General features: G+C 63.7%; 18 protein-coding genes. 15 read left to right on the top strand and 3 right to left on the bottom strand.

Annotated features, from left to right (window positions below; all coding sequences use genetic code 11):
* Positions 1-7: 7 nt before the first annotated feature.
* The 4 genes from dnaJ to ABWI03_RS24145 all read left to right on the top strand — a co-directional run bounded on the left by dnaJ (position 8) and on the right by ABWI03_RS24145 (position 4076).
* Positions 8-1159 (top strand): molecular chaperone DnaJ, encoded by a 1152-nt coding sequence (gene dnaJ, locus ABWI03_RS24130; protein ID WP_003944460.1) that lies wholly within the window; start codon positions 8-10, stop codon positions 1157-1159.
* Between the two features lie 2 nt (positions 1160-1161).
* Complete coding sequence (locus ABWI03_RS24135; RefSeq protein WP_095969764.1) at positions 1162-1923, top strand: 16S rRNA (uracil(1498)-N(3))-methyltransferase; 762 nt, start codon at positions 1162-1164, stop codon at positions 1921-1923.
* 123 nt (positions 1924-2046) lie between these two features.
* Positions 2047-3285, top strand: coding sequence for a L,D-transpeptidase (locus tag ABWI03_RS24140; RefSeq protein WP_095969765.1), 1239 nt, complete (start codon positions 2047-2049; stop codon positions 3283-3285).
* Between the two features lie 14 nt (positions 3286-3299).
* Entirely contained in the window at positions 3300-4076 is a 777-nt protein-coding gene (locus tag ABWI03_RS24145) for an alpha/beta hydrolase family protein (RefSeq protein WP_298781130.1), read from the top strand.
* Here ABWI03_RS24145 and ABWI03_RS24150 read toward each other — a convergent pair.
* The gene (locus tag ABWI03_RS24150) at positions 4068-5672 is read right to left on the bottom strand and encodes an MFS transporter (protein ID WP_298781127.1); all 1605 of its coding nucleotides are present in this window, start codon (positions 5670-5672) and stop codon (positions 4068-4070) included. The two genes, ABWI03_RS24145 and ABWI03_RS24150, sit on opposite strands and share 9 nt — an antisense overlap.
* Before the next feature lie 128 nt (positions 5673-5800).
* Between ABWI03_RS24150 and ABWI03_RS24155 the strand changes: the two genes are divergently transcribed.
* The 5 genes from ABWI03_RS24155 to era all read left to right on the top strand — a co-directional run bounded on the left by ABWI03_RS24155 (position 5801) and on the right by era (position 10556).
* Complete coding sequence (locus tag ABWI03_RS24155) at positions 5801-6496, top strand: TetR/AcrR family transcriptional regulator (protein WP_019749021.1); 696 nt, start codon at positions 5801-5803, stop codon at positions 6494-6496.
* 112 nt (positions 6497-6608) lie between these two features.
* Positions 6609-7697, top strand: coding sequence for a PhoH family protein (locus ABWI03_RS24160; protein ID WP_435054149.1), 1089 nt, complete (start codon positions 6609-6611; stop codon positions 7695-7697).
* 48 nt (positions 7698-7745) lie between these two features.
* Positions 7746-8288: an rRNA maturation RNase YbeY gene (gene ybeY, locus ABWI03_RS24165; RefSeq protein WP_003944525.1), complete on the top strand. Its 543-nt coding sequence runs from the start codon at positions 7746-7748 to the stop codon at positions 8286-8288.
* A 21-nt stretch (positions 8289-8309) separates the two neighbouring features.
* The gene (locus ABWI03_RS24170) at positions 8310-9614 is read left to right on the top strand and encodes a hemolysin family protein (protein ID WP_019749019.1); all 1305 of its coding nucleotides are present in this window, start codon (positions 8310-8312) and stop codon (positions 9612-9614) included.
* Between the two features lie 24 nt (positions 9615-9638).
* Positions 9639-10556: a GTPase Era gene (era, locus tag ABWI03_RS24175; RefSeq protein ID WP_003944451.1), complete on the top strand. Its 918-nt coding sequence runs from the start codon at positions 9639-9641 to the stop codon at positions 10554-10556.
* Between the two features lie 49 nt (positions 10557-10605).
* Here era and ABWI03_RS24180 read toward each other — a convergent pair whose 3' ends face one another.
* Positions 10606-11160, bottom strand: coding sequence for a TetR/AcrR family transcriptional regulator (locus tag ABWI03_RS24180; protein ID WP_298781118.1), 555 nt, complete (start codon positions 11158-11160; stop codon positions 10606-10608).
* A gap of 4 nt (positions 11161-11164) precedes the next feature.
* A complete protein-coding gene (locus ABWI03_RS24185) occupies positions 11165-12583 on the bottom strand; it encodes an amidase (protein WP_235169697.1) in 1419 nt (472 codons plus the stop codon).
* A 329-nt stretch (positions 12584-12912) separates the two neighbouring features.
* On the opposite strand from ABWI03_RS24185, the gene kdpF reads away from it, so the two are divergent.
* Genes kdpF through ABWI03_RS24215 form a run of 6 tightly spaced genes read left to right on the top strand, consistent with a single transcriptional unit; the run spans position 12913 to position 20680 of the window.
* Positions 12913-13011, top strand: coding sequence for a K(+)-transporting ATPase subunit F (gene kdpF, locus ABWI03_RS24190; protein ID WP_007731078.1), 99 nt, complete (start codon positions 12913-12915; stop codon positions 13009-13011).
* Positions 13011-14696, top strand: coding sequence for a potassium-transporting ATPase subunit KdpA (kdpA, locus tag ABWI03_RS24195; RefSeq protein ID WP_298781111.1), 1686 nt, complete (start codon positions 13011-13013; stop codon positions 14694-14696). Before kdpF ends, kdpA begins: the two co-directional genes overlap by 1 nt.
* On the top strand, positions 14693-16798 hold the full coding sequence (kdpB, locus tag ABWI03_RS24200; protein ID WP_095969770.1) for a potassium-transporting ATPase subunit KdpB: 2106 nt from the start codon (positions 14693-14695) through the stop codon (positions 16796-16798). The genes kdpA and kdpB overlap by 4 nt, the downstream gene beginning before the upstream one ends.
* Before the next feature lie 6 nt (positions 16799-16804).
* Positions 16805-17455, top strand: coding sequence for a potassium-transporting ATPase subunit C (locus ABWI03_RS24205; protein ID WP_298781106.1), 651 nt, complete (start codon positions 16805-16807; stop codon positions 17453-17455).
* Positions 17456-17462: 7 nt separating this feature from the next.
* Entirely contained in the window at positions 17463-20003 is a 2541-nt protein-coding gene (locus tag ABWI03_RS24210) for a sensor histidine kinase (RefSeq protein ID WP_095969772.1), read from the top strand.
* Positions 20000-20680 (top strand): response regulator, encoded by a 681-nt coding sequence (locus ABWI03_RS24215; RefSeq protein ID WP_003944545.1) that lies wholly within the window; start codon positions 20000-20002, stop codon positions 20678-20680. Before ABWI03_RS24210 ends, ABWI03_RS24215 begins: the two co-directional genes overlap by 4 nt.
* Positions 20681-20692 lie beyond the last annotated feature (12 nt).

The following is a 20692-nucleotide window of genomic DNA, read 5'->3' on the forward strand; positions in this document are numbered from 1 at the left end:
ACTCAACGTGGCACGGGATTACTACGGATTGCTCGGCGTCGACAAGAACGCGACAGACCAGGAGCTCAAGCGCGCTTACCGCAAGCTGGCACGCGAACTGCACCCGGACGTCAACCCTGACGAGGCGGCGCAGGCCAAGTTCAAGGAGATCTCGACGGCCTACGAGGTCCTGACCGACCCGGAGAAGCGTCGCATCGTCGATCTCGGCGGAGACCCACTCGAGTCCGGTGGCGGCGGCGGTGGTGGCTTCGGCGGCGGATTCGGTGGCGGTGGCCTCGGCGACGTCTTCGAAGCATTCTTCGGCGGCGGTGGCGGTGCAGGTCGTGGCCCGCGCGGTCGTGTTCAGCCCGGAGCCGACTCGTTGCTTCGCACCAAGCTGACCCTCGCAGAATGTGCGACGGGAGTCAGCAAGCACGTGACAGTCGAGACGGCCATTCTGTGCGACAGCTGCACCGGCGCCGGAACCAACGGCGACTCAAAGCCTGTCCGCTGTGAGACCTGCAACGGTGCCGGCGAAGTTCAGTCCATCCAGCGCTCGTTCCTCGGCCAGGTCATGACTTCGCGTCCCTGCCCGACGTGCCGTGGTGCCGGTGAGACCATCCCGGATCCCTGCCACAAGTGTGGCGGCGACGGCCGAGTTCGGGCCAAGCGCGACATCACGGTGAAGGTCCCGGCGGGCGTCGCCGGTGGCATGCGCATCCGTTTGACCGCGCAGGGTGAAGTCGGCCCCGGCGGCGGACACCCCGGCGACCTCTACGTCGAGATCGTCGAGCAGCAGCACGACGTCTTCGTTCGAGACGGTGAAGACCTGCACTGCACCATCCGCGTTCCCATGGTCGACGCTGCACTCGGTACCACTGTCACCGTCGACACCATCATCGACGGCCCCAAGGAAATCACCATCGAGCCAGGCACCCAGCCCGGACACGTTGCTGTTCTTCGCGGTCATGGCATGCCGAAACTGCGGTCGGGAGTGCGCGGCGACGTGCACGCTCACCTCGAGGTGGTCATCCCGAGCCGTCTCGATCACAAGCAGTCCAAGCTGCTCAAGGAATTCAAGCTGCTCCGCGATCGTGACGAGGCCGAGGTTGTCTCGACGGCCTCGCAGAACAGCGGTGGACTGTTCTCGCGTCTTCGCGAAGCATTCAGCGGCCGCTGACGGTGGCCGCAACGGTCTTCTTTCTCGACCCGGTTCCCGGCGTCGGTGAAATCGCAGTTCTGGACGGGCAGGAGGGTCGCCACGCGGCCACTGTCCGCCGGATCGGTGTCGGCGAGCGACTGGTGTTGGCCGACGGTCGTGGCCGGGTAGCCGACGCCGAGGTGACGAGTGTCGGCAAGGATCGCCTGGAGCTTTTGGTCAGTGACGTTCAGGTTCTCGAGCAGCCCAAGCCGTTGGTGACCCTGGTTCAGGCACTTCCCAAGGCCGAGCGCTCCGAGTTGGCTGTCGAACTTGCCACCGAGGCGGGGATCGACGCCGTGATTCCGTGGCAGTCCCTGCGTTGTGTCGCCAAATGGGAGGGCCCGAAGCTCGCCAAGGGCGTCGCTCGCTGGCGAAGTGCGGCGGTGTCTGCGGCAAAGCAGTCCAGACGCGCGTTCGTTCCGGAGATTGCGGAACTGCACAAGACGCCGGCGGTGATCGCGTTGGTTCGCGACGCCGTTACCCGCGGCGCTGTGGTTGCGGTGCTTCACGAATCGGCGACGACGCCGTTGGCCGGCTTGCCGCTGGCGAGCGCGGACGAGGTATTTCTGGTTGTCGGTCCCGAAGGTGGGCTGGACGATTCGGAGATCAGTGCGTTGTCGGAGGCCGGGGCCACTCCGGTGCTTCTCGGCCCGACGGTCCTGCGCACGTCGACCGCCGGGGCTGTTGCTCTGGGCGCGATCGGAGTGCTGACCGATCGCTGGGGACCACGGCCACTGCACTGATCGTGCTGTGATCCCGGGCTGAATCGGATCCGGCGCTCAGCGAAGTGTCAGATTTGCGCACTATCGTAAGGACGTCGGGGGTCGCCTTCGGCGTGAGTTGGTTCGGGGATTTCAGGAGGCCAGATGTTGTCACGTGCGCATATGCGAATCGTTGGAGCGGTGTGTGCCGTGGCGGCGATGATGCTCGTCGCGGGGTGCACAGTCTCCACGGGAGACAATCCGGGTTCCTCCAGCAGTGCCGTCACCACTACACCGACCAGCGAGGCTCTCGTCACCGTCACGCCGGCGGACGGCGGAACCCCGGTGAGTCCACTCGACCCCATCGAGGTCCAGGTCGCGAAGGGGACACTGACGACCGTCGCGCTGACCAATCCCGAAGGTAAGGAAGTCGCCGGTATCACGACGCCGGACAAGACGTCCTGGAAGCCGAGCGAGCCACTCGGGTACGGCAAGACCTACAAGTTGGTCGTCGACGCCGTCGACGCGAATGGTGTTGCCACGACCAAGAACACGACGCTGACCACCGTCGCGCCGAGTAATCAGACCCGCGCGTACATCAACACCACCGGTGGCGCCTCGATTTCGGACGGTGGCACGTACGGTGTCGGCACCGTCGTCGCCGTTCATTTCGACGAGTTGATCGGTGACAAAGCCGCGGCCGAGAAGTCTCTGCTGGTCACCACCAATCCGCCCGTACAGGGATCGTGGTACTGGGTCGACGGTCAGAACGTTCACTGGCGACCACAGAACTACTACGCACCAGGCACGACAGTCTCGGTGAACGCGAACATCTACGGCAAGCAGCTCGGCAACGGACTGTACGGCCAGCAGGACGACACCGTGTCCTTCAAGATCGGCGATTCCCACGTCTCTGTCGCCGACGACAACACCAAGATGGTGACCGTCTACGAAAACGGTCAGGTGATCAAGGAAATGCCGACCTCGATGGGAATGGGCGGCACCGAAACGATCGGCGGCACGACGCTCTCGTTCTGGACCCAGCCCGGCACGTACACCGTGATGGACAAGGCCAATCCCGTCATCATGGATTCGTCGACCTACGGTCTGCCGATCAACTCGCGCCTGGGCTACAAGGAATCCATCAACTGGGCCACCCGCATCAGCACGGACGGCATCTATCTTCACGAGTTGGAGAGCACCGTCTGGGCGCAGGGAAACACCGACACCTCGCACGGTTGCCTCAATCTCAGTGCGGCCAACGCCAAATGGTTCTTCGATTTCTCGCAGCCGGGAGATGTCGTCGAGATCAAGAACACCGGCGGCGCTCCGCTGGAGGTGTGGCAGAACGGCGACTGGACCCTCTCGTGGGCAGACTGGGCCGCAGGCAGCGCCCTCGCCTGAGATAGATTTCCTCGGTGCCTCGATTCAAGATTCCGTACGGCCGACACGAGCAGCAGTTCGGGCATCTCTACGTTCCCGACGGAGTCGATGACGGCCCGATCCCGATCGTCATGCAGATCCACGGCGGTTTCTGGAGCGGGCAGTACGGATTGACTCTGGGCACCGCATTTGCCGTCGAACTCGCGCGGCACGGTGTCGCGGTGTGGAATATCGAATACCGCCGCCTCGGAGCGGGCGGTGGTTGGCCGGAGATGTCCGCCGACGTGAAAGCGGCGTACGACGAGATCCCCGGACTGGTGGCCGCGAAGTCCTCGGCCGAATTGGATCTGAATCAGATTCGCCTGCTCGGGCATTCGGCCGGCGGACATCTTGCAGTGTGGCTGGCGGGGGAGAGGGACACGTTCACCCGGCCCGAACGGGTCATCGCCCAGGCTGCCGCACTCGATCTGGCGTCGGCAGGCGAGCGTGGACGACGGATCAGTTTCATCGAGGATCTGTTCGGCGTTCCGTTCGACGCGGATCCGGATCTGTATCGCGGTGCTTCGCCACAGCATCGACTGCCGATCGGCGTCCCCGTTGTATGCGTCACGGGTGCGTTGGATCTGCAGGTGCCGGCCAAGGTGAGCTCCCGATACGCGAAAGCTGCGGAAGCCGCTGGTGATCCCGTGGCACTGCGTGTGATCGAGGGCGAAGGCCACGACGCATTTCTCTCACCCTCGACCGAGTCATGGCGGGTCTCCCGCGAGTTGGTTCTCGCCGAAGACCCGCTCGCGCCGGGCACGTCAGACTGACACAGGGCCTTGCTGCACCGGGGCCTTCTTGCCCGGCAGGATGAACGCCACGACAACTGCCCCCACGAACAGTGCAAGACCGCCCGCCCAACTGGCCGCCGAAATCGCGTCGGCGTACGCACTGCCTGCCGCATCGAGCAACGGTCCTGCCTGAGCTGCCGCCAAGGGATTGGCTGCCATCTCTTCGGCGACCAACGAAGCGCCGCCGACGGATTCTTCCGACACCTCCATCGCGTACGCGGCCTGTTGCGCCAGCTCACCCGTCAACTGCGGAACCTGCATGCCGCCTATGAAGCCTGCGATCGAATCCTTGTAGCTCGCAGCGAGGATGGAGCCCAGGATCGCGATTCCCAGCGAGCCGCCCAGTTCGATGGCGGTGTCGTTGAGGCCACCGGCGGCGCCGAGATCGTCCTCGGAGAAGTTGTCCATGATGGCGTCGGTGGCCGGCGGTTCACTCAAGCCGATGCCCAGGCCGAGCAGGATCAGTGGGACGGCGAACATCCAGTAGCCCGAATCGCCGTCTACCTGCGTGAGAATCAGAACACCGACCGCGGCGACGACCATGCCGCCGACGATGGATGCCCGGACGCCGATCAGCGGAGTGATCCGGCCACTGACCACGGCGCCGATCGAAACGGCAATTGCCAAGGGCAGCAGACGAACACCGGTTTCGAGTGCGCCGTAGCCGAGGATGAACTGGAACTGCTGTGAGATGAAGTAGATGGCACCGAACGCGGCCAGGAACAGCAGAAGTACGGCGAGCGTCGCGCCGCCGACCATGCGCTGGCCGAGCTTACGGACGTCGAGCAGTGGTTGCGGGTGACGCAGTTCCCAGACGACGAACGAGACGAGACCGATCGCAGCGAGTGCGGCGGCGCCGATGGGCCCGCCGGTCCACCCGAAGTGGAATCCGTTGATGATCGAGTACACGAGCGAGCCGATGGTGACCACCGAGAGTGCGCCGCCGATCCAGTCGATCCGGCCCAGGTGCTCCGCCTTGCTCGGCGGTACCAGGATTACGGCGGCGACGGCAGCGACTGCGGCGATCGGGACGTTGATCAGGAAAGTGATGCTCCAGGAATGGCTGTCGAGAATCCATCCGGCCAACAGCGGGCCGAGTGCGATCGCCAAGCCCGACGTCGCCGCCCACGCCGCGATGGCGCGTGATCGCTCTGCTTTAGGAAAGGTGGCGACCAGAAGCGAAAGTGTCGCGGGCATGATGATCGCGGCGCCGACGCCCATGATCATTCGTGCCGCGATGACGGCGTTGGTGGTGTCCGCGATACTGCCGAAGACGGCGCCGCCGGCGAACACTGCGAGTCCGGCGAGAAGTGCTCCGCGGCGGCTGTACTTGTCACCGATCACGCCGAACAGCAGCATCAGTGCGGCGTAGGGAACGGTGTAGCCGTCGATGACCCATTGAAGCTGCGTGCTGGTGAGGCCGAGGTCTCTGGTCATGTCCGGTGCCGCGACGATCAGCGCGGTATTCGCCATCACGACGATCAGCAGACTCAGGCACAACACCCCGAGCGCGGCCCATCGTCGTGAGTACGGCTGGTCCATCTCCGAGACAGGTTTGCTCATGAGTGTCGTCATGACGCGACTCCGTTCCTGATGATCGAAGAGACTCCTCGATCTATTTGCACACTGATGTGTAAGTTAATAACTTGCACACCGATGTGCAACTATGATTGACCTAGATCACAGTTGGGCAGTCGAAAGAGGTGGAACGCGCGTTGACGCACTCGGGCACAGTCGTTTCGGGAACTGCCGAATCGGGCGGACGGCAGCGTCGTAGTCAGGCCGCGGCGAATCGCAATCGCATCATCGAGGCGGCGATCACGGCGTTCGCTGCTGACCCGGATGCGAGCATGGACGACGTCGCGAAGGCCGCTGGTGTGGTCAGGCGAACCGTGTACGCGCATTTCGACAGCCGTGAGGCGCTGATCAACGGCATCGTGGACGAGGCGTCGACCGATCTCGTTGCTGCGCTGAGCCAAGCCGGTGAGCCGCCCGAGCGCCCGGATCTGGCGACCGCCGTACTGGCATTGCTGTCATGGCCGGTCGGCGATCGATTCCGGATGCTGCTCAGCTTTGCTCGCAAAGAGTTGGGGGAGCAGCGGATTCTCGATTTGATGGAGCCCGCGCGCGCCGTGAGTATCAGCGTCGTCGAGCGCGGTCAGCGTGACGGAACCTTCTCGACATACCTGCCGGCCGAGACTCTGGTAGCGATGACCGAGGCGATCACGATCACTTTGTTCGATCAGGCCAACAGTGGGCTCATCACGGACTCCGGCGAATCCTTTGCCGCCGTGTGCCTGGTCATCGCGGGTATCAGTCCGGACAGAAGTGCCGAGATCGTCGCCGAGGCGTCGGAATGGATCCGAGAATCGCTGCCGTCCGGTCGCCGCGAGGATTGAGCCGCGACGATTAACGAGTGGGCCGTGTCCGACTCTGGCGCTAGACTTCGAAGTATCGAGGCTCACGAGTCGAGTGGGCTGATCGGACCAGAAAGCAGGCCATATTCACCACGTGAGTGAACACAGTGAACTCGACGGGAACCGTGTAACCACCATCACCGAGCGCGCTCTGCCCGCAGAGCGCACCGTCCGTTCGAGTATGGATCTGGCGCCGGAGACCGTGCGTCAAATCCTGGGGGCGACGGACGAGAATCTCACCGCGATCGAACGTGAGCTTCGTGCCGACATTCATGTACGTGGCGGAACCATCTCCTTGTCGGGGACGGCTGCAGACGTTGCGCTGGCAGAACGTGTGTTCAGTGAATTGGCGTCGCTGGCCGGTCGGGGGCAGCCCATCGCACCGGACGCTGTTCGACGAACGATCGGCATGCTCACCAACGAGGTCGGCGAGTCTCCGGCCGAGGTGCTCTCCCTCGACATTCTTTCGCGTCGGGGCAAGACGATTCGGCCCAAGACCCTCAACCAGAAACGCTATGTCGAAGCCATCGACGAGAACACAATCGTGTTCGGAGTCGGCCCGGCCGGTACCGGCAAGACCTACCTCGCCATGGCCAAGGCCGTTCAGGCGTTGCAGGCCAAGCAGGTCTCTCGGATCATCCTGACCAGACCGGCCGTCGAGGCCGGCGAGCGACTGGGCTTTCTGCCCGGCACGCTGCACGAGAAGATCGATCCGTACCTGCGCCCGCTGCACGACGCATTGCACGACATGATGGATCCCGAAGCGATCCCGAAGTTGATGCAGGCCGGAGTCATCGAGGTCGCTCCGCTCGCCTACATGCGTGGACGGACGCTCAACGACGCCTTCATCATCTTGGACGAAGCGCAGAACACCACGGCCGAGCAGATGAAAATGTTCCTGACCCGCCTCGGGTTCGGTTCCAAGATCGTGGTCACCGGGGACGTGACCCAGGTCGATCTGCCGGGCGGGGCCCGTTCGGGTCTGCGTGCGGCGTCCGAAATCCTCACCGGGATCGACGATATTCATTTCGCCACTCTCGACAGCAGCGACGTCGTACGTCATCGGCTGGTCTCCCACATCGTCGACGCTTACGAGCGTCACGAATCGGATCGGTCCGGCGAGTTGGCGGTCGGAAACCGGGCGCAGCGCCGCGCTGCACATGCTCATTCACCGCGACGGTAGGCTGATCGACGCATCAACCCCTACTTTTCCCAGGAAAGAGCGTCGCACATGAGCATCGAGGTCTCGAACGAATCGGGCATGGACATCTCCGAACCGGAGTTGATCAGCGTTGCCCGTTTCGTGATCGCTCGGATGGATGTCCATCCGGCGGCCGAGCTGTCGATGGTTCTCGTCGACTCCGCGACGATGGCGGATCTGCATGTTCGCTGGATGGACCTGCCGGGCCCGACCGACGTGATGTCGTTCCCGATGGACGAACTCGAGCCTGGTGGACGTCCTGATTCCCCCGAGCCTGGACCGTCGATGCTCGGCGACATCGTGTTGTGTCCGTCTTTTGCTGCCGATCAGGCCGACAAGGCCGGGCATTCACTGGCTCACGAACTGGCACTGCTGACCGTTCACGGTGTGTTGCACCTCCTCGGCTACGACCACGCGGAGCCGGAAGAGGAGAAGGAGATGTTCGGCTTGCAGAACAGCCTCCTCGAAGAGTGGTACGAAGACCTTCGCCGTATCGACCGCGAAGCAGCACTGGCCGAACGCGATCAGAAGCTGCTCGGCAAAACCGGTTTCGTCGACGGAGTGGACCGATAACAGTCATCCGGGGGTTCTGTAGTGAGTAGCGCCATAGCGCTCTTTGTTCTGGCGATTGCTCTTGTCCCGGTCGGTGGTGTCTTCGCGGCCGTCGACTCGGCGCTCAACACCATCTCGTCGGCGCGCATCGACGAGATGGCAAAGGAAGAGCGAGCCGGTGCCGCGCGAGTGCAACGCATCCTGACCGATCGTCCGCGATACGTGAATCTGATGGTCCTGCTTCGCATTCTGTGCGAAATCACGGCCACCGTCGTACTGGTGGGCGGCCTGATCGACATCCTCTCGCTGGGCTGGGCGCTGACCGTCACCGCGGTGATCATGGTTCTCGTCTCGTACGTGGTCATCGGTGTCGGACCGAGAACACTTGGGCGCCAACATGCGTACTCCATCGCGATGGCCGCGTCGTTGCCTCTGCTCTGGATCGGTGTTCTGCTTGGGCCGATCAGTCGCGTCCTGATCCTCGTGGGTAACGCATTGACCCCGGGTAAGGGCTTCCGTAACGGTCCGTTCGCTTCGGAAATCGAGTTGCGTGAACTCGTGGACATGGCGCAGGAACGCGGTGTGGTCGCCGACGAAGAACGCCGAATGATCCAGTCGGTCTTCGAACTCGGAGACACGTCGGCACGCGAGGTGATGGTGCCCCGCACCGACATGGTGTGGATCGAGAACGACAAGAATGCCGGGCAGGCAACGTCGTTGGCAGTGCGCAGTGGTCACTCACGCTTGCCGGTCATCGGGGAGAACGTCGACGACGTGCTCGGAGTCGTCTACCTCAAGGATCTGGTCAAGCAGACCTACCACCTGCCCGACGGCGGCCGGAACGTCAACGTCTGCGACGTCATGCGGCCCGCGGTGTTCGTTCCCGACTCGAAGCCGCTCGACAGCTTGCTGGCCGAGATGCAGCGCGACCGCAACCACATGGCGATCCTCGTCGACGAGTACGGCGGAATCGCCGGGCTGGTCACGATCGAGGACGTCATCGAGGAGATCGTCGGTGAGATCGCCGACGAGTACGACGAGGACGAGACGCCGCCCATCGAGGACCTCGGGGACGGAATGTTCCGCGTATCCGCTCGGCTTCCCATCGAAGACCTCGGTGAATTGTTCGATCTCGAACTCGAACTCGACGAGGTCGAAACCGTCGGCGGGCTGATCGGATACGTACTCGGCCGAGTTCCACTTCCCGGTTCCGAAGTGGAGTACGACGGTTTGATCCTGCGCGGCGAGGGAACCAATACGGGCCGAGGACGAGTACGCATCAGCACGGTGTTCGTGCAGCGCATCCCGCGGTCCGAAGACGAAGAGACAGAAGACACCGATGACTGAGCGAGTGTTCAGCGAGGAGCAGTTATGAGCAAGAACGAATTCCGGTCAGGCTTCGTGTGTTTCGTGGGTCGACCCAATACGGGTAAGTCCACGCTGACCAACGCGTTGGTCGGCAGCAAGATCGCGATCACGTCCTCGCGCCCGCAGACGACGCGCCACACGATTCGCGGCATCGTTCACCGCGAGCATGCGCAGCTGATCCTGGTGGACACCCCAGGACTGCACAAGCCGCGCACACTGCTCGGGCAGCGCCTCAACGACTTGGTGCGTGACACCTACTCCGAGGTCGACGTCATCTGCCTGTGCATCCCCGCCGACGAGGCCATCGGGCCCGGCGACCGCTGGATCGTGCAGCAGGTCCGTCAGATGGCGCCCAAGACCAAGCTGGTCGGCATCGTCACCAAGATCGACAAGGTCAGCCGCGACGCCGTCGGCAAGCAGTTGCTCGCGCTGTCCACCCTGCTCGGCCCCGAATCCGAGGTCGTCCCGGTCTCCGCGAAGTCGGGTGAACAGGTGGAGATACTGGTCGACGTCCTCGCCGGCCTGATGGACGAGGGCCCCGCCTTCTACCCGGACGGCGAACTGACGGACGAGCCCGAAGAGGTGCTCATGGCCGAGCTCATCCGTGAGGCTGCGCTCGAGGGTCTCGGCGAAGAGTTGCCGCACTCCTTGGCCGTGGTGATCGAGGAGGTCATCCCCCGCGAGGGACGCACCGAGAAGCAGGGCGAGATGCTCGACGTCCATGCGTTGCTCTACGTCGAGCGGCCCAGTCAGAAGGGCATCGTCATCGGTAAGGGCGGAGCGCGTCTGCGGGAAGTCGGCACCAGCGCTCGGCTGCAGATCGAGAAGCTGCTCGGGGTGCGGATCTTCCTGGAGTTGCACGTCAAGGTCGCCAAGGATTGGCAGCGCGACCCGAAGCAACTCGGCCGCCTGGGCTTCTAGGGCCTCCGGCCCCGTGAGCGGTTAAGGAGTCCAGGGACTGCCTAACCACTCACAGGGGCCGGAGGACCCTGAGAATCGCCGCGCCGATGTCCTGCTCGTCGACGCCCGTAGCGAGGCGTCGGAGTTGGAGTCCGGTGATGACGGCGACGAGCGTCGATGCAATCGACTCCGGATCCGGTATGCCGAGTGCCGTCAGGATCGTGACGGTCAGATCGTCGTAGGCGGCAAAGCATTCCACCGCCACCTCATGAAGTTCGTGGTCCCGGCCGGCTGCGATGTACATCTCGAACGGTGCGATCCGCTCGGCGGAGAACGACAGGTCTCGCGTCACCTTCTCGGCGATCGCCGCAGCGTCCTCGACGCTCAGACCTTTGTCGCGGTACTCCTCGGCCAAGGCACGCAGGCGCGTCGTCTCGTCGGTCACGAAACGAGACAGCGCAGCCCGAAGCATGTCCGACTGGCTGGCGAAGTGATACGTGATCGATCCGAGTGAGACGCCGGCCTGCGCGGCGATGCGCCGGTTGCTCACACCAGGGATGCCGTCGGTACCGACGACGTGCAGAACGGCGTCGAGTATTCGCTCGCGAACGTCCCGGTTACTCATCGAATCACCACCACGGCTCGGGGCGAACCTGATCCCAACGCAGGACCGATTCCAATTGTGACGCGAGCGAGACCAACAGCGGTTCGGTGTTTTCGTTGCCCATCAACTGCGCACCGATGGGCAGGCCGGCCTTGCTGAATCCGGCGGGTACGTTGACCGAGGGCCAGCCGAGGACGTTCCACGGCCACGCGTACGGGCAGGCTCCGGTCATGACCTTGTCGGTGTCCCAACCACCGATGCCGTCGATCGCGGTCGCCATGATCGGTGGAGTTGCCGTCGTGGGTGCCAGGACGACGTCGTACGTGTCGAAGATCGCTCCGATCCGCTTTCGCATCCGCGGTTCGGCGGCGCGGGCCGCGCGCAGTGGCGCGCCGCGAAGTAGCTTGCCGCTGTGTGCATTTCCGCGTGTTCGGGCGTCGACCAGTGTCGGATCGGGAACGCGTCCGAGCCAGTCGTGGACCCCGACGAGTGAGCGGGGCAGAAAGTTCAGGCCGAAGATCAGGCCGTAGGCGGGATCGTCGACGACGACATGGTGTCCGAGTCCGCGCAGCGTGTCGGCGATCGAATGAACAGCCAGGCGCACTTCCGGGTCCAGCTTCACGGGAGTGGCGGTGAACGGATTACGAAGGGAAAGAGCGATTTTCAGCTTTCCGGGGTCGCGTCCCACTGCGTCGCTGACGGTGACCGGTGCCGGTTTGTGGAGATCGCCGTCGTGGTTGCCGGCAGCGACGTCGAGCAACAGTGCCGCATCGGCGACGGTGCGAGCGAGCGGGCCGTTGACCGTCAGGCCGTAGAACGCTTCGGCGTCGGGCCAGGTGGAGATACGCCCGCGCTGCGGTTTGATTCCGACGAGGTTGGTCCAGGCCGCGGGAATCCGGATGGAACCGGCTCCGTCGGAACCGATTCCGGCGCTGACCAATCCGGCAGCGACGGCCGCGGCGGTGCCGCCCGACGATCCGCCGGGAGTGTGGTGACGCGACCACGGATTGCGCGTGTAGCCGAAGGCCGAACCGCTCGTGAGCGGCCACTGGCCCAGTTCCGGGCTGTTGGTTTTGCCCACGATCACTGCGCCGGCGTCGCGGAGGCGTCGAATCATCTCCGAGTCCTCGGTCTTGGCCGGGAAATCGCCCGGGCAACCGAAGGCGGTGGGTTCGCCGGTGATGTCGACGTCGTCCTTCACTGCGATCGGCACGCCGAGAAGCGGTAGGCGCTCGCCGAGTGCGAGACGTCTGTCGGCCTCGGCAGCTTCCTTCAGCGCCTTCTCGCGCCGCACGATCTTGAACGCGTTGAGGTGAGGCTGAGTGGCCTCGATGCGGCTCAGCGTTGCCTCGGTGGCCGCGACGGACGAGGTAGCACCCGAGGCCAGACTCGCAACCTGGTCGACGAGACCGGGGGCGAGATCGTGGTCGGTTCGAGAAGTCATCAGGTTCCCTTCGCAAAACTGTTCGTTCGAACGAACAGTAACTTGTTTCAGTATTGGCGAACTTGGGTTCCGCGTCAAGATCGCGTCAAGACGCCAGGTCAGTGCGTAAGTGGATCGTCAGAGACACGGAATCGGCCTCTCTGGAGGTCGAAGCTGAGAGAGCGCATCCGGTCGAGGGCGACCGAGCGTCATGGCTGCGATGCACAGCAGCACGGCAAAAGATTTCGAAGAGGGAAGCTCATGGCCGATCTGGCCTACGTTGCTCTGATTCTCGGTGGTTTTCTCGTGTGCGCGCTGGTGCTGCGCGCCCTACAGGCGAGCGCTCCCAAATGACGGTTGCCGGTGTGGTCAGCGTGGTTCTGATCGCCGTCGCCGCGGCATTGGTCATTTATCTGCTCGTTGCACTCGTAGATCCTGAGAGGTTCTGATGTCGCCCGCTCTTGCAGCCGGCCTGCAGATCGCTTTTGTCCTCGCCGTTCTGGCAATTGCCTACGTTCCGGTGGGCGACTACATGGCACGCGTTTACACGTCGACGCGAGATCTGCGGGTCGAGAGTGTGATCTACCGCGTCGGCCGGATCGACTCGCGGGCCGAGCAGACGTGGTACGGCTACGCCGCAAGCGTTCTCGGATTCTCGTTGGCGAGCGCATTGTTCTTGTACTTTCTCCAACGGATTCAGGGAGTACTGCCGCTGAATGACGGACTGTCCGGCGTCAGCCCTGCCGTTGCCTTCAACACCGCGATTTCCTTTGTGGCGAACACGAACTGGCAGTCGTACACACCGGAAACGACGATGAGCAACTTCGTTCAGCCCGTCGGCCTGGCGGTGCAGAACTTCGTCTCGGCCGCAGTCGGGATGGCGGTGGCCATCGCATTGGTTCGTGGCTTCATTCGGGTTGCCCGGGGCGGCGAGATCGGCAACTTCTGGGTCGATCTGACGCGTGGTTCTCTGCGCATCCTCCTCCCGTTCTCCTTCGTGATCGCCCTGATCCTGTTGAGCCAGGGAGTGATCCAGTCCTTCCACAGCGGTTTCGCCTCCACCGGCCTCGACGGCAATGCGGTGACCAATGCACTAGCTCCCGTCGCGTCCCAGGAAGCGATCAAGGAACTCGGCACCAACGGTGGCGGGATCTTGGCTGCCAACTCGGCGCACCCGTTCGAGAACCCGACCCCGCTGAGCAATATCGTCGAGATCCTGGCGATCCTGTTGATTCCGGTCTGCCTCACTCGGACATTCGGAACTCTCGTCGGGGATCGTAGGCAAGGCCTCACCCTGCTGGCAGTGATGGGAATCCTGTGGAGCGGACTGCTCGCGGTGACGCTCGCTGCCGAATCCGGCGCACGCGGTGTTGCCGCCACAGCAGCTGGTTCGATGATGGAGGGCAAGGAAGTTCGCTTCGGAATCCCCGGATCGGCATTGTTCGCGGTGGCAACCACGGGAACGTCGACGGGTGCGGTGAACTCTGCCCACGACAGCATGTCGCCCCTCGGCGGAGGCGCGGTCCTGCTCAACATGTTGCTCGGCGAAATCGCGCCGGGTGGAGTCGGAACCGGCCTCTACGGGATTCTTGTGCTCGCACTGATCGCGGTGTTCGTCGGCGGACTGTTGGTCGGTCGCACCCCCGAATACCTCGGCAAGAAGTTGGGTCGACGCGAGATCACCCTTGCAGCACTGTCGATTCTGGTCATGCCCGCACTTGTCCTGATCGGTACCGCCATCACCGTGATCCTCGGATCGACCACCGGTTATCAAGGCAACGGGGGAGATCCGGGCACGCCGGGATCGATCCACGGGTTCAGTGAGGTGCTCTACGCCTTCGCTTCCGCCTCGAACAACAACGGCAGCGCGTTCGGCGGTCTGACTGTCACCAGCGACTGGTTCCAGTCGTCCCTCGGAATCTGCATGCTTCTGGGCCGATTCCTGCCCATCATCTTCGTTCTCGCTCTGGCCGGTGCCCTGGCCTCGCAGAAGAAGGTGGCGCCGACGGCGGGCACCCTCCCCACATCCGGTCCGATGTTCACCGGCTTGTTGACCGGCACCGTCGTTCTTGTTGCTGCACTTACATTCTTCCCGGCCCTCGCGCTGGGCCCGCTAGCGGAGGCTCTTCAATGACCGTGCGTATCAGTGAGAAACCCGTGGTAGCGCAAGACGCTGCCGACAAGGTTGATCCAGGGCAGTCCCGTCAAGTACACGCAGGCGTATTCAACCCGCGGCAGATGATCACCGCGTTGCCGGGGGCCGTACGCAAACTCGACCCACGCCACTTGGCGCGTAACCCGGTCATGTTCGTGGTGTTCGTCGGTTCCGTCATCACCACCGTCATGGCGATCGCCGATCCCTCGGTGTTCTCCTGGGTGATCACCCTGTGGCTCTGGTTCACGGTGATCTTCGCGAACCTCGCCGAATCCGTGGCCGAAGGGCGAGGCAAGGCCCAGGCGGCCAGCTTGCGAAAGGTCAAGCAGGACACCACCGCACATCGGATCACCATGAGTGGTGCGATCGAATCGGTGTCCGGCACCGAACTGGTGGTCGGGGACCGGGTGATCGTGGTTGCGGGCGAGGTCATCCCCGGCGACGGCGACGTGGTCGAAGGTATTGCCTCCGTGGACGAATCGGCGATCACCGGTGAATCGGCACCGGTGGTCCGTGAATCCGGTGGCGACCGCTGCGCCGTCACCGGTGGTACGACGGTTCTCTCCGACCGCATCGTCGTGGAGATCACCGCGGCACCGGGCAGTTCGTTCGTGGACCGGATGATCGCGCTCGTCGAGGGTGCTTCGCGTCAGAAGACACCCAACGAGATTGCGCTCAACATCCTGCTCGCGTCGTTGACCGTCATCTTCCTCCTCGCCGTCGTTGCCATCGGCCCGATGGGCTTGTACGCAGGGCACGAACAGGATCCGATCAAGCTGATCGCACTCCTCGTCTGCCTGATCCCGACGACCATCGGAGCGCTGCTCTCGGCGATCGGTATCGCGGGGATGGACCGGCTCGTCCAGCGCAACGTTCTCGCGATGTCGGGGCGTGCCGTGGAAGCTGCGGGCGACATCGACACCCTGCTGATGGACAAGACCGGAACCATCACCTTCGGTAACCGTCGGGCGACCGCGCTCCATCCGGCGCCAGGTGTAACCGCCGACGACCTCGCTGCGGCAGCACGCTTGTCGAGCCTGGCCGACGGAACTCCCGAGGGACGGAGCATCGTCGAGTTGTGCGCAGCGGAGTTCGGTCTCGCTGCCGAGCCGACGCTGGACGAGGAACGCGCCGAGTTCGTTCCCTTCACGGCACAAACGCGGATGAGCGGACTCGACCACTCCGGACGCCACATCCGAAAGGGTGCAGCAGATGCGGTGATGAACTGGGTCGTCAGTGGCGGTGGACACGCAGAGACCGCGGTGACCGACACCGTGAACGACATCGCGCAAGCCGGCGGAACACCACTGGTAGTTGCCGTCAAGAACGGTGAGAGCACTTCGATACTCGGCGTGATCGCGTTGTCCGACGTCGTCAAGCCGGGAATGGCTGACAGATTCGCCGAACTCCGGGCGATGGGTATTCGCACGATCATGATCACCGGCGACAATCCGTTGACCGCGAAGGCGATTGCCGACGAGGCGGGCGTCGACGACTTCATGGCGGAAGCCACCCCGGAAGACAAACTGGCCCTGATCCGGAAGGAGCAGGAAGGAGGACGTCTCGTCGCGATGACCGGTGACGGGACCAATGATGCTCCCGCCCTTGCCCAGGCGGATGTCGGGGTCGCGATGAACACGGGAACCTCGGCAGCCAAAGAGGCCGGGAACATGGTCGATCTCGATTCCGATCCCACCAAGCTGATCGAGGTGGTGGAAATCGGCAAGCAATTGCTGATCACCCGCGGCGCGTTGACCACATTCTCGTTGGCGAACGACCTGGCGAAGTATTTCGCAATCCTGCCGGCATTGTTCAGCGGCATCTACCCGCAGCTGGACGCGTTGAACATCATGCGGCTCGCCACCCCCGAATCGGCGATCGTCTCGGCCGTGATCTTCAACGCCTTGGTGATCATCGGTTTGATTCCGTTGGCACTCAAGGGTGTTCGATACCGACCGTCGACGGCATCGCAGTTGCTCGGACGTAACCTGCTCGTCTACGGTCTCGGCGGTGTGATCACGCCGTTCGTCGGTATCTGGTTGATCGATCTCGTCGTACGTTTGATTCCTGGAATTGGGTGACCTGACATGCGTTTCACTATCGGTTTTGCCAAACAGGTGTGGGCGGGTCTGCTCGTATTGCTCGCGCTCACCGTCGTTCTCGGTGTGGTCTATCCTGCCGCCGTGTGGGGTGTCAGCCGAATCAGTTCGGGATCGGCCGAAGGCTCACCGGTCACCGATGCCTCCGGTTGTGTGGTCGGCAGTGCCTGGGTGGGCGTCGATCCGCAGGTTGCCGAAGGGCAGCAGGACCCGTTCTTCCACAATCGTGTCGTCGGATCGGTTTCGGACGAGGATCCGTTCGCCACCGGTGATCCCGCCGCGGCACTGCCGTCCAACCAGGGGCCGAGCAGCGAAATTCTGGCCGGATTCATCATCGAGCGTCGGGCGGCCATCGCGGCACGTGAGGGCGTCGACCCGGCATCGGTTCCCGTCGACGCAGTCACCGGCTCGGGCTCGGGTATCGATCCCCACATCAGTCCGGCGTACGCCGAACTGCAGGTCGCGAGGGTGGCGGCGAACAACGGCATCTCGGAGGATCAGGTGCGAGAGTTGGTGGCCGAGCACACCGACGGTAGGCAACTCGGATTTCTCGGAGCCGAGCGAGTCAACGTCCTGGAGTTGAACCTGGCACTCGGATTGACGGCACCTACGTGTGCTGCGCCGACGACTGGTGGATGATTGTCACGTGAGTTCTTCGGAGAAGGTCGGTCAATCTTTCGGTAGGGCACGCAAACGCGGTGAATTGCGTATCTACCTCGGCGCTGCCCCCGGCGTCGGAAAGACCTTCGCGATGCTCGGTGAGGCTCATCGGCGTCGAGATCGTGGCTGTGACGTGGTCGCGGCCGTCGTGGAGACACACGGCCGCGCCCGCACGGCGGCGCAGATCGGCGACCTCGAGATCATTGCGCCGAAGCTGGTGGACTATCGCGGAACGCGGATGCCGGAACTGGACGTCGAGGCCGTGTTGGCTCGGCGGCCGGCCCTTGTCCTGGTGGACGAGTTGGCACACACCAACACTCCGGGGAGCAAGAATCACAAGCGCTGGCAGGACGTACAGGAACTGCTCGACGCCGGAATCGACGTCCTGTCCACGGTCAACGTGCAACACCTCGAAAGCCTCAACGACGTTGTCGCGCACATCACCGGCGTGGTTCAGCAGGAGACCGTTCCGGACGCGATAGTGCGTAGTGCGGCGCAGGTCGAGCTGGTCGACATCACCCCGGAAGCGCTGCGCCGCAGACTTTCTCACGGCAACGTGTATTCACCGGAACGCGTCGATGCGGCATTGGGTAACTACTTCAGGCGCGGAAACCTCACGGCGCTACGCGAACTGGCTCTGCTGTGGGTGGCCGATCAGGTGGACGCCGCACTGGCGAAATACCGCGCCGAGAACAAGATCACCGACACCTGGGAGGCGCGCGAGCGCGTCGTCGTTGCCGTGACCGGGGGACCGGAGTCGGAAACCCTGGTACGACGCGCATCTCGAATCGCGTCGAAGTCGAGCGCCGAGCTGATGGTGGTCCACGTCGTGCGCGGTGACGGACTCACCGGGGTCTCGGCCCCCGAGATGGGCAAGGTGCGTGCGTTGGCCGTCGGGGTCGGCGCGACGCTGCACACCGTTGTCGGCGACGACGTACCGTCGACGCTTCTCGAGTTCGCCCGGGAGGAGAACGCCACACAGTTGGTGTTGGGAACGTCGCGGCGTTCTCGCCTGGCCCGAATCCTCGACGAGGGGATCGGCGCCGCGGTGGTTCAGCAGTCCGGTGGTATCGACGTTCACATGGTCACGCATGAGGAAGCAACGACGCGACGACGCATTTCGGTGCTGGGGCGCTCGGAGCGCCGAGTCCTGTCGTGGATTGCGGCGATCGTCGTACCTTCGCTCGCGGCGGCGATCATGGGTCTGGTCGACCGAATTTCCGGGGTCAACGGGGAGAACGCATTGTTCTTCGTCGTGGTCGTTCTGGTTGCCCTCCTCGGCGGCGTCGGCCCGGCGATACTGTCAGCACTGATTTCGGGACTGCTGCTCAACTACTTCTTCACCGATCCGCGGTACAGCTTCACCATCGCCGAACCTGACAACTTCATCACCACTGTCGTGCTGTTGATCGTGGCTGTGGCAGTTGCCGTTCTGGTCGACGCCGCAGCAAAGCGCGCCCGAGAGGCGAAGCGCGCCTCCGAGGAAGCCGAACTGCTCACCTTGTTCGCCGGATCAGTTCTCCGCGGAGCAGACCTGTCGACACTTTTGGCGAAGGCACTCGAAATCTATCGCCAGCGAGGGGTTTCCGTCATCCATCACGACGACGGCGTCATTGCCGCCGTGGGAACGCAGCCGCCGACCACGGACGACGAAGCGGATACGGTCTGTGAGGTCAACGACGGGGAATACGCGCTGTTGTTGGCTGGACCCGACCTGAGTGCGCGGGATCGACGAGTGCTGACGGTGGTGGCTCACCAAGCCGTCGGAATGATCCGCCAGGAGAAACTGACCGTCGAGGCGAGCAAGGCTGCCGCGCTCACCGAGGCAGATCAACTGCGTCGAGCCCTGCTGTCAGCGGTAAGCCATGACCTGCGAACTCCTCTCGCCGGAGTGAAGGCTGCGGTGTCGAGTCTGCGCAGCGACGACATCGAGTTCTCGCCCGAAGACACCGCTGAATTGTTGGCAACCATCGAGGAGTCGGCGGATCAGTTGACGGCACTGGTGGGGAACTTGCTCGACTCGTCCCGCCTTGCCGCCGGCGTGGTGAAACCCACGCTGCGGCCGGTGTATCTGGACGAGGTGGTTCACCGTGCATTGCTGGGCCTCGGCATCGGTGGACGCTCGGATTCGCGGGCTCGCAGCGTAGTCGTCGACGTGGGTACCGTTGCAGTGCAAGCAGATCAAGGACTGCTCGAGCGGGTGATCGCGAACATCGTCGACAACGCTCTGCGCTACGGGGGAGAAACCCCGGTGCGAGTCGGGGCGGCGCAACTCGGTGATCGTGTGGTGATCAGTGTCGCCGACACCGGCCCGGGTGTTCCGCGAGGTGAGGCCGAAACGATGTTCCAACCGTTCCAACGGATGGGCGATCGTGACAACACCGGTGGAGTGGGCCTCGGGCTTTCCGTGGTGCGCGGATTTGTCGATGCCATGGGCGGAACGGTCAGCGCCACAGACACACCCGGTGGGGGATTGACGATGATCGTGGAATTGGCTGCGGCCGGTACGAATGGGAATGGATCATGAGTCGAATCCTGGTAGTGGACGACGAACCGCAGATTCTGCGGGCTCTGCGTATCAATCTTTCGGTGCGCGGGTACGAGGTGGTGACGGCGTCGACGGGCGCCGGCGCGTTGCGGGCTGCTGCCGAGCGTCCACCGGACGTCGTGGTGCTCGATCTCGGACTGCCGGACATGGATGGCACCGAAGTACTTGCGGGCCTGCGTGGCTGGTGCACGGCGCCGGTCATCGTTCTGTCGGCGCGCACGGACTCCGCGGACAAGGTCGAGGCGCTCGATGCGGGCGCCGACGATTACGTCACCAAACCTTTCGGGATGGACGAGTTTCTGGCCCGCGTGCGAGCTGCGGCGAGGCGGGGAACCTCCGCGGCCGATACCTCGGAACCGTCGGTCGAGACCGCGTCGTTCACGGTCGACTTGGCTGCCAAAACGGTGAGTCGGCGCGGTGAACAGGTGCACTTGACGCCGACCGAGTGGGGCATGCTCGAAATGCTTGTGCGCAACCGCGGAAAGCTGGTCGGGCAGAAGGAATTGCTTCGGGAGGTGTGGGGGCCGGCGTATGACACCGAGACCCACTATCTGCGTGTCTACCTTGCTCAGCTTCGTCGCAAACTCGAGGACGACCCGGCCAACCCCAAGCATCTGATCACCGAGGCGGGAATGGGCTATCGATTCGTGGTGTGAGAAACCAGGTGT

The sequence above is a fragment of the Rhodococcus baikonurensis genome (assembly GCF_040489275.1).
GTDB classification, from domain to species: Bacteria; Actinomycetota; Actinomycetes; order Mycobacteriales; family Mycobacteriaceae; genus Rhodococcus_F; species Rhodococcus_F baikonurensis.

What these genes read in the sequence shown, in the direction of transcription:
- ABWI03_RS24140 (WP_095969765.1), top strand. Translation starts at nt 2,047, where the DNA reads ATGTTGTCACGTGCGCATATGCGAATCGTTGGAGCGGTGTGTGCCGTG.
- ABWI03_RS24150 (WP_298781127.1), bottom strand. Translation starts at nt 5,672, where the DNA reads ATGACGACACTCATGAGCAAACCTGTCTCGGAGATGGACCAGCCGTAC.
- ybeY (WP_003944525.1), top strand. Translation starts at nt 7,746, where the DNA reads ATGAGCATCGAGGTCTCGAACGAATCGGGCATGGACATCTCCGAACCG.
- era (WP_003944451.1), top strand. Translation starts at nt 9,639, where the DNA reads ATGAGCAAGAACGAATTCCGGTCAGGCTTCGTGTGTTTCGTGGGTCGA.
- ABWI03_RS24180 (WP_298781118.1), bottom strand. Translation starts at nt 11,160, where the DNA reads ATGAGTAACCGGGACGTTCGCGAGCGAATACTCGACGCCGTTCTGCAC.
- ABWI03_RS24185 (WP_235169697.1), bottom strand. Translation starts at nt 12,583, where the DNA reads ATGACTTCTCGAACCGACCACGATCTCGCCCCCGGTCTCGTCGACCAG.
- kdpF (WP_007731078.1), top strand. Translation starts at nt 12,913, where the DNA reads ATGACGGTTGCCGGTGTGGTCAGCGTGGTTCTGATCGCCGTCGCCGCG.
- kdpA (WP_298781111.1), top strand. Translation starts at nt 13,011, where the DNA reads ATGTCGCCCGCTCTTGCAGCCGGCCTGCAGATCGCTTTTGTCCTCGCC.
- kdpB (WP_095969770.1), top strand. Translation starts at nt 14,693, where the DNA reads ATGACCGTGCGTATCAGTGAGAAACCCGTGGTAGCGCAAGACGCTGCC.
- ABWI03_RS24205 (WP_298781106.1), top strand. Translation starts at nt 16,805, where the DNA reads ATGCGTTTCACTATCGGTTTTGCCAAACAGGTGTGGGCGGGTCTGCTC.
- ABWI03_RS24215 (WP_003944545.1), top strand. Translation starts at nt 20,000, where the DNA reads ATGAGTCGAATCCTGGTAGTGGACGACGAACCGCAGATTCTGCGGGCT.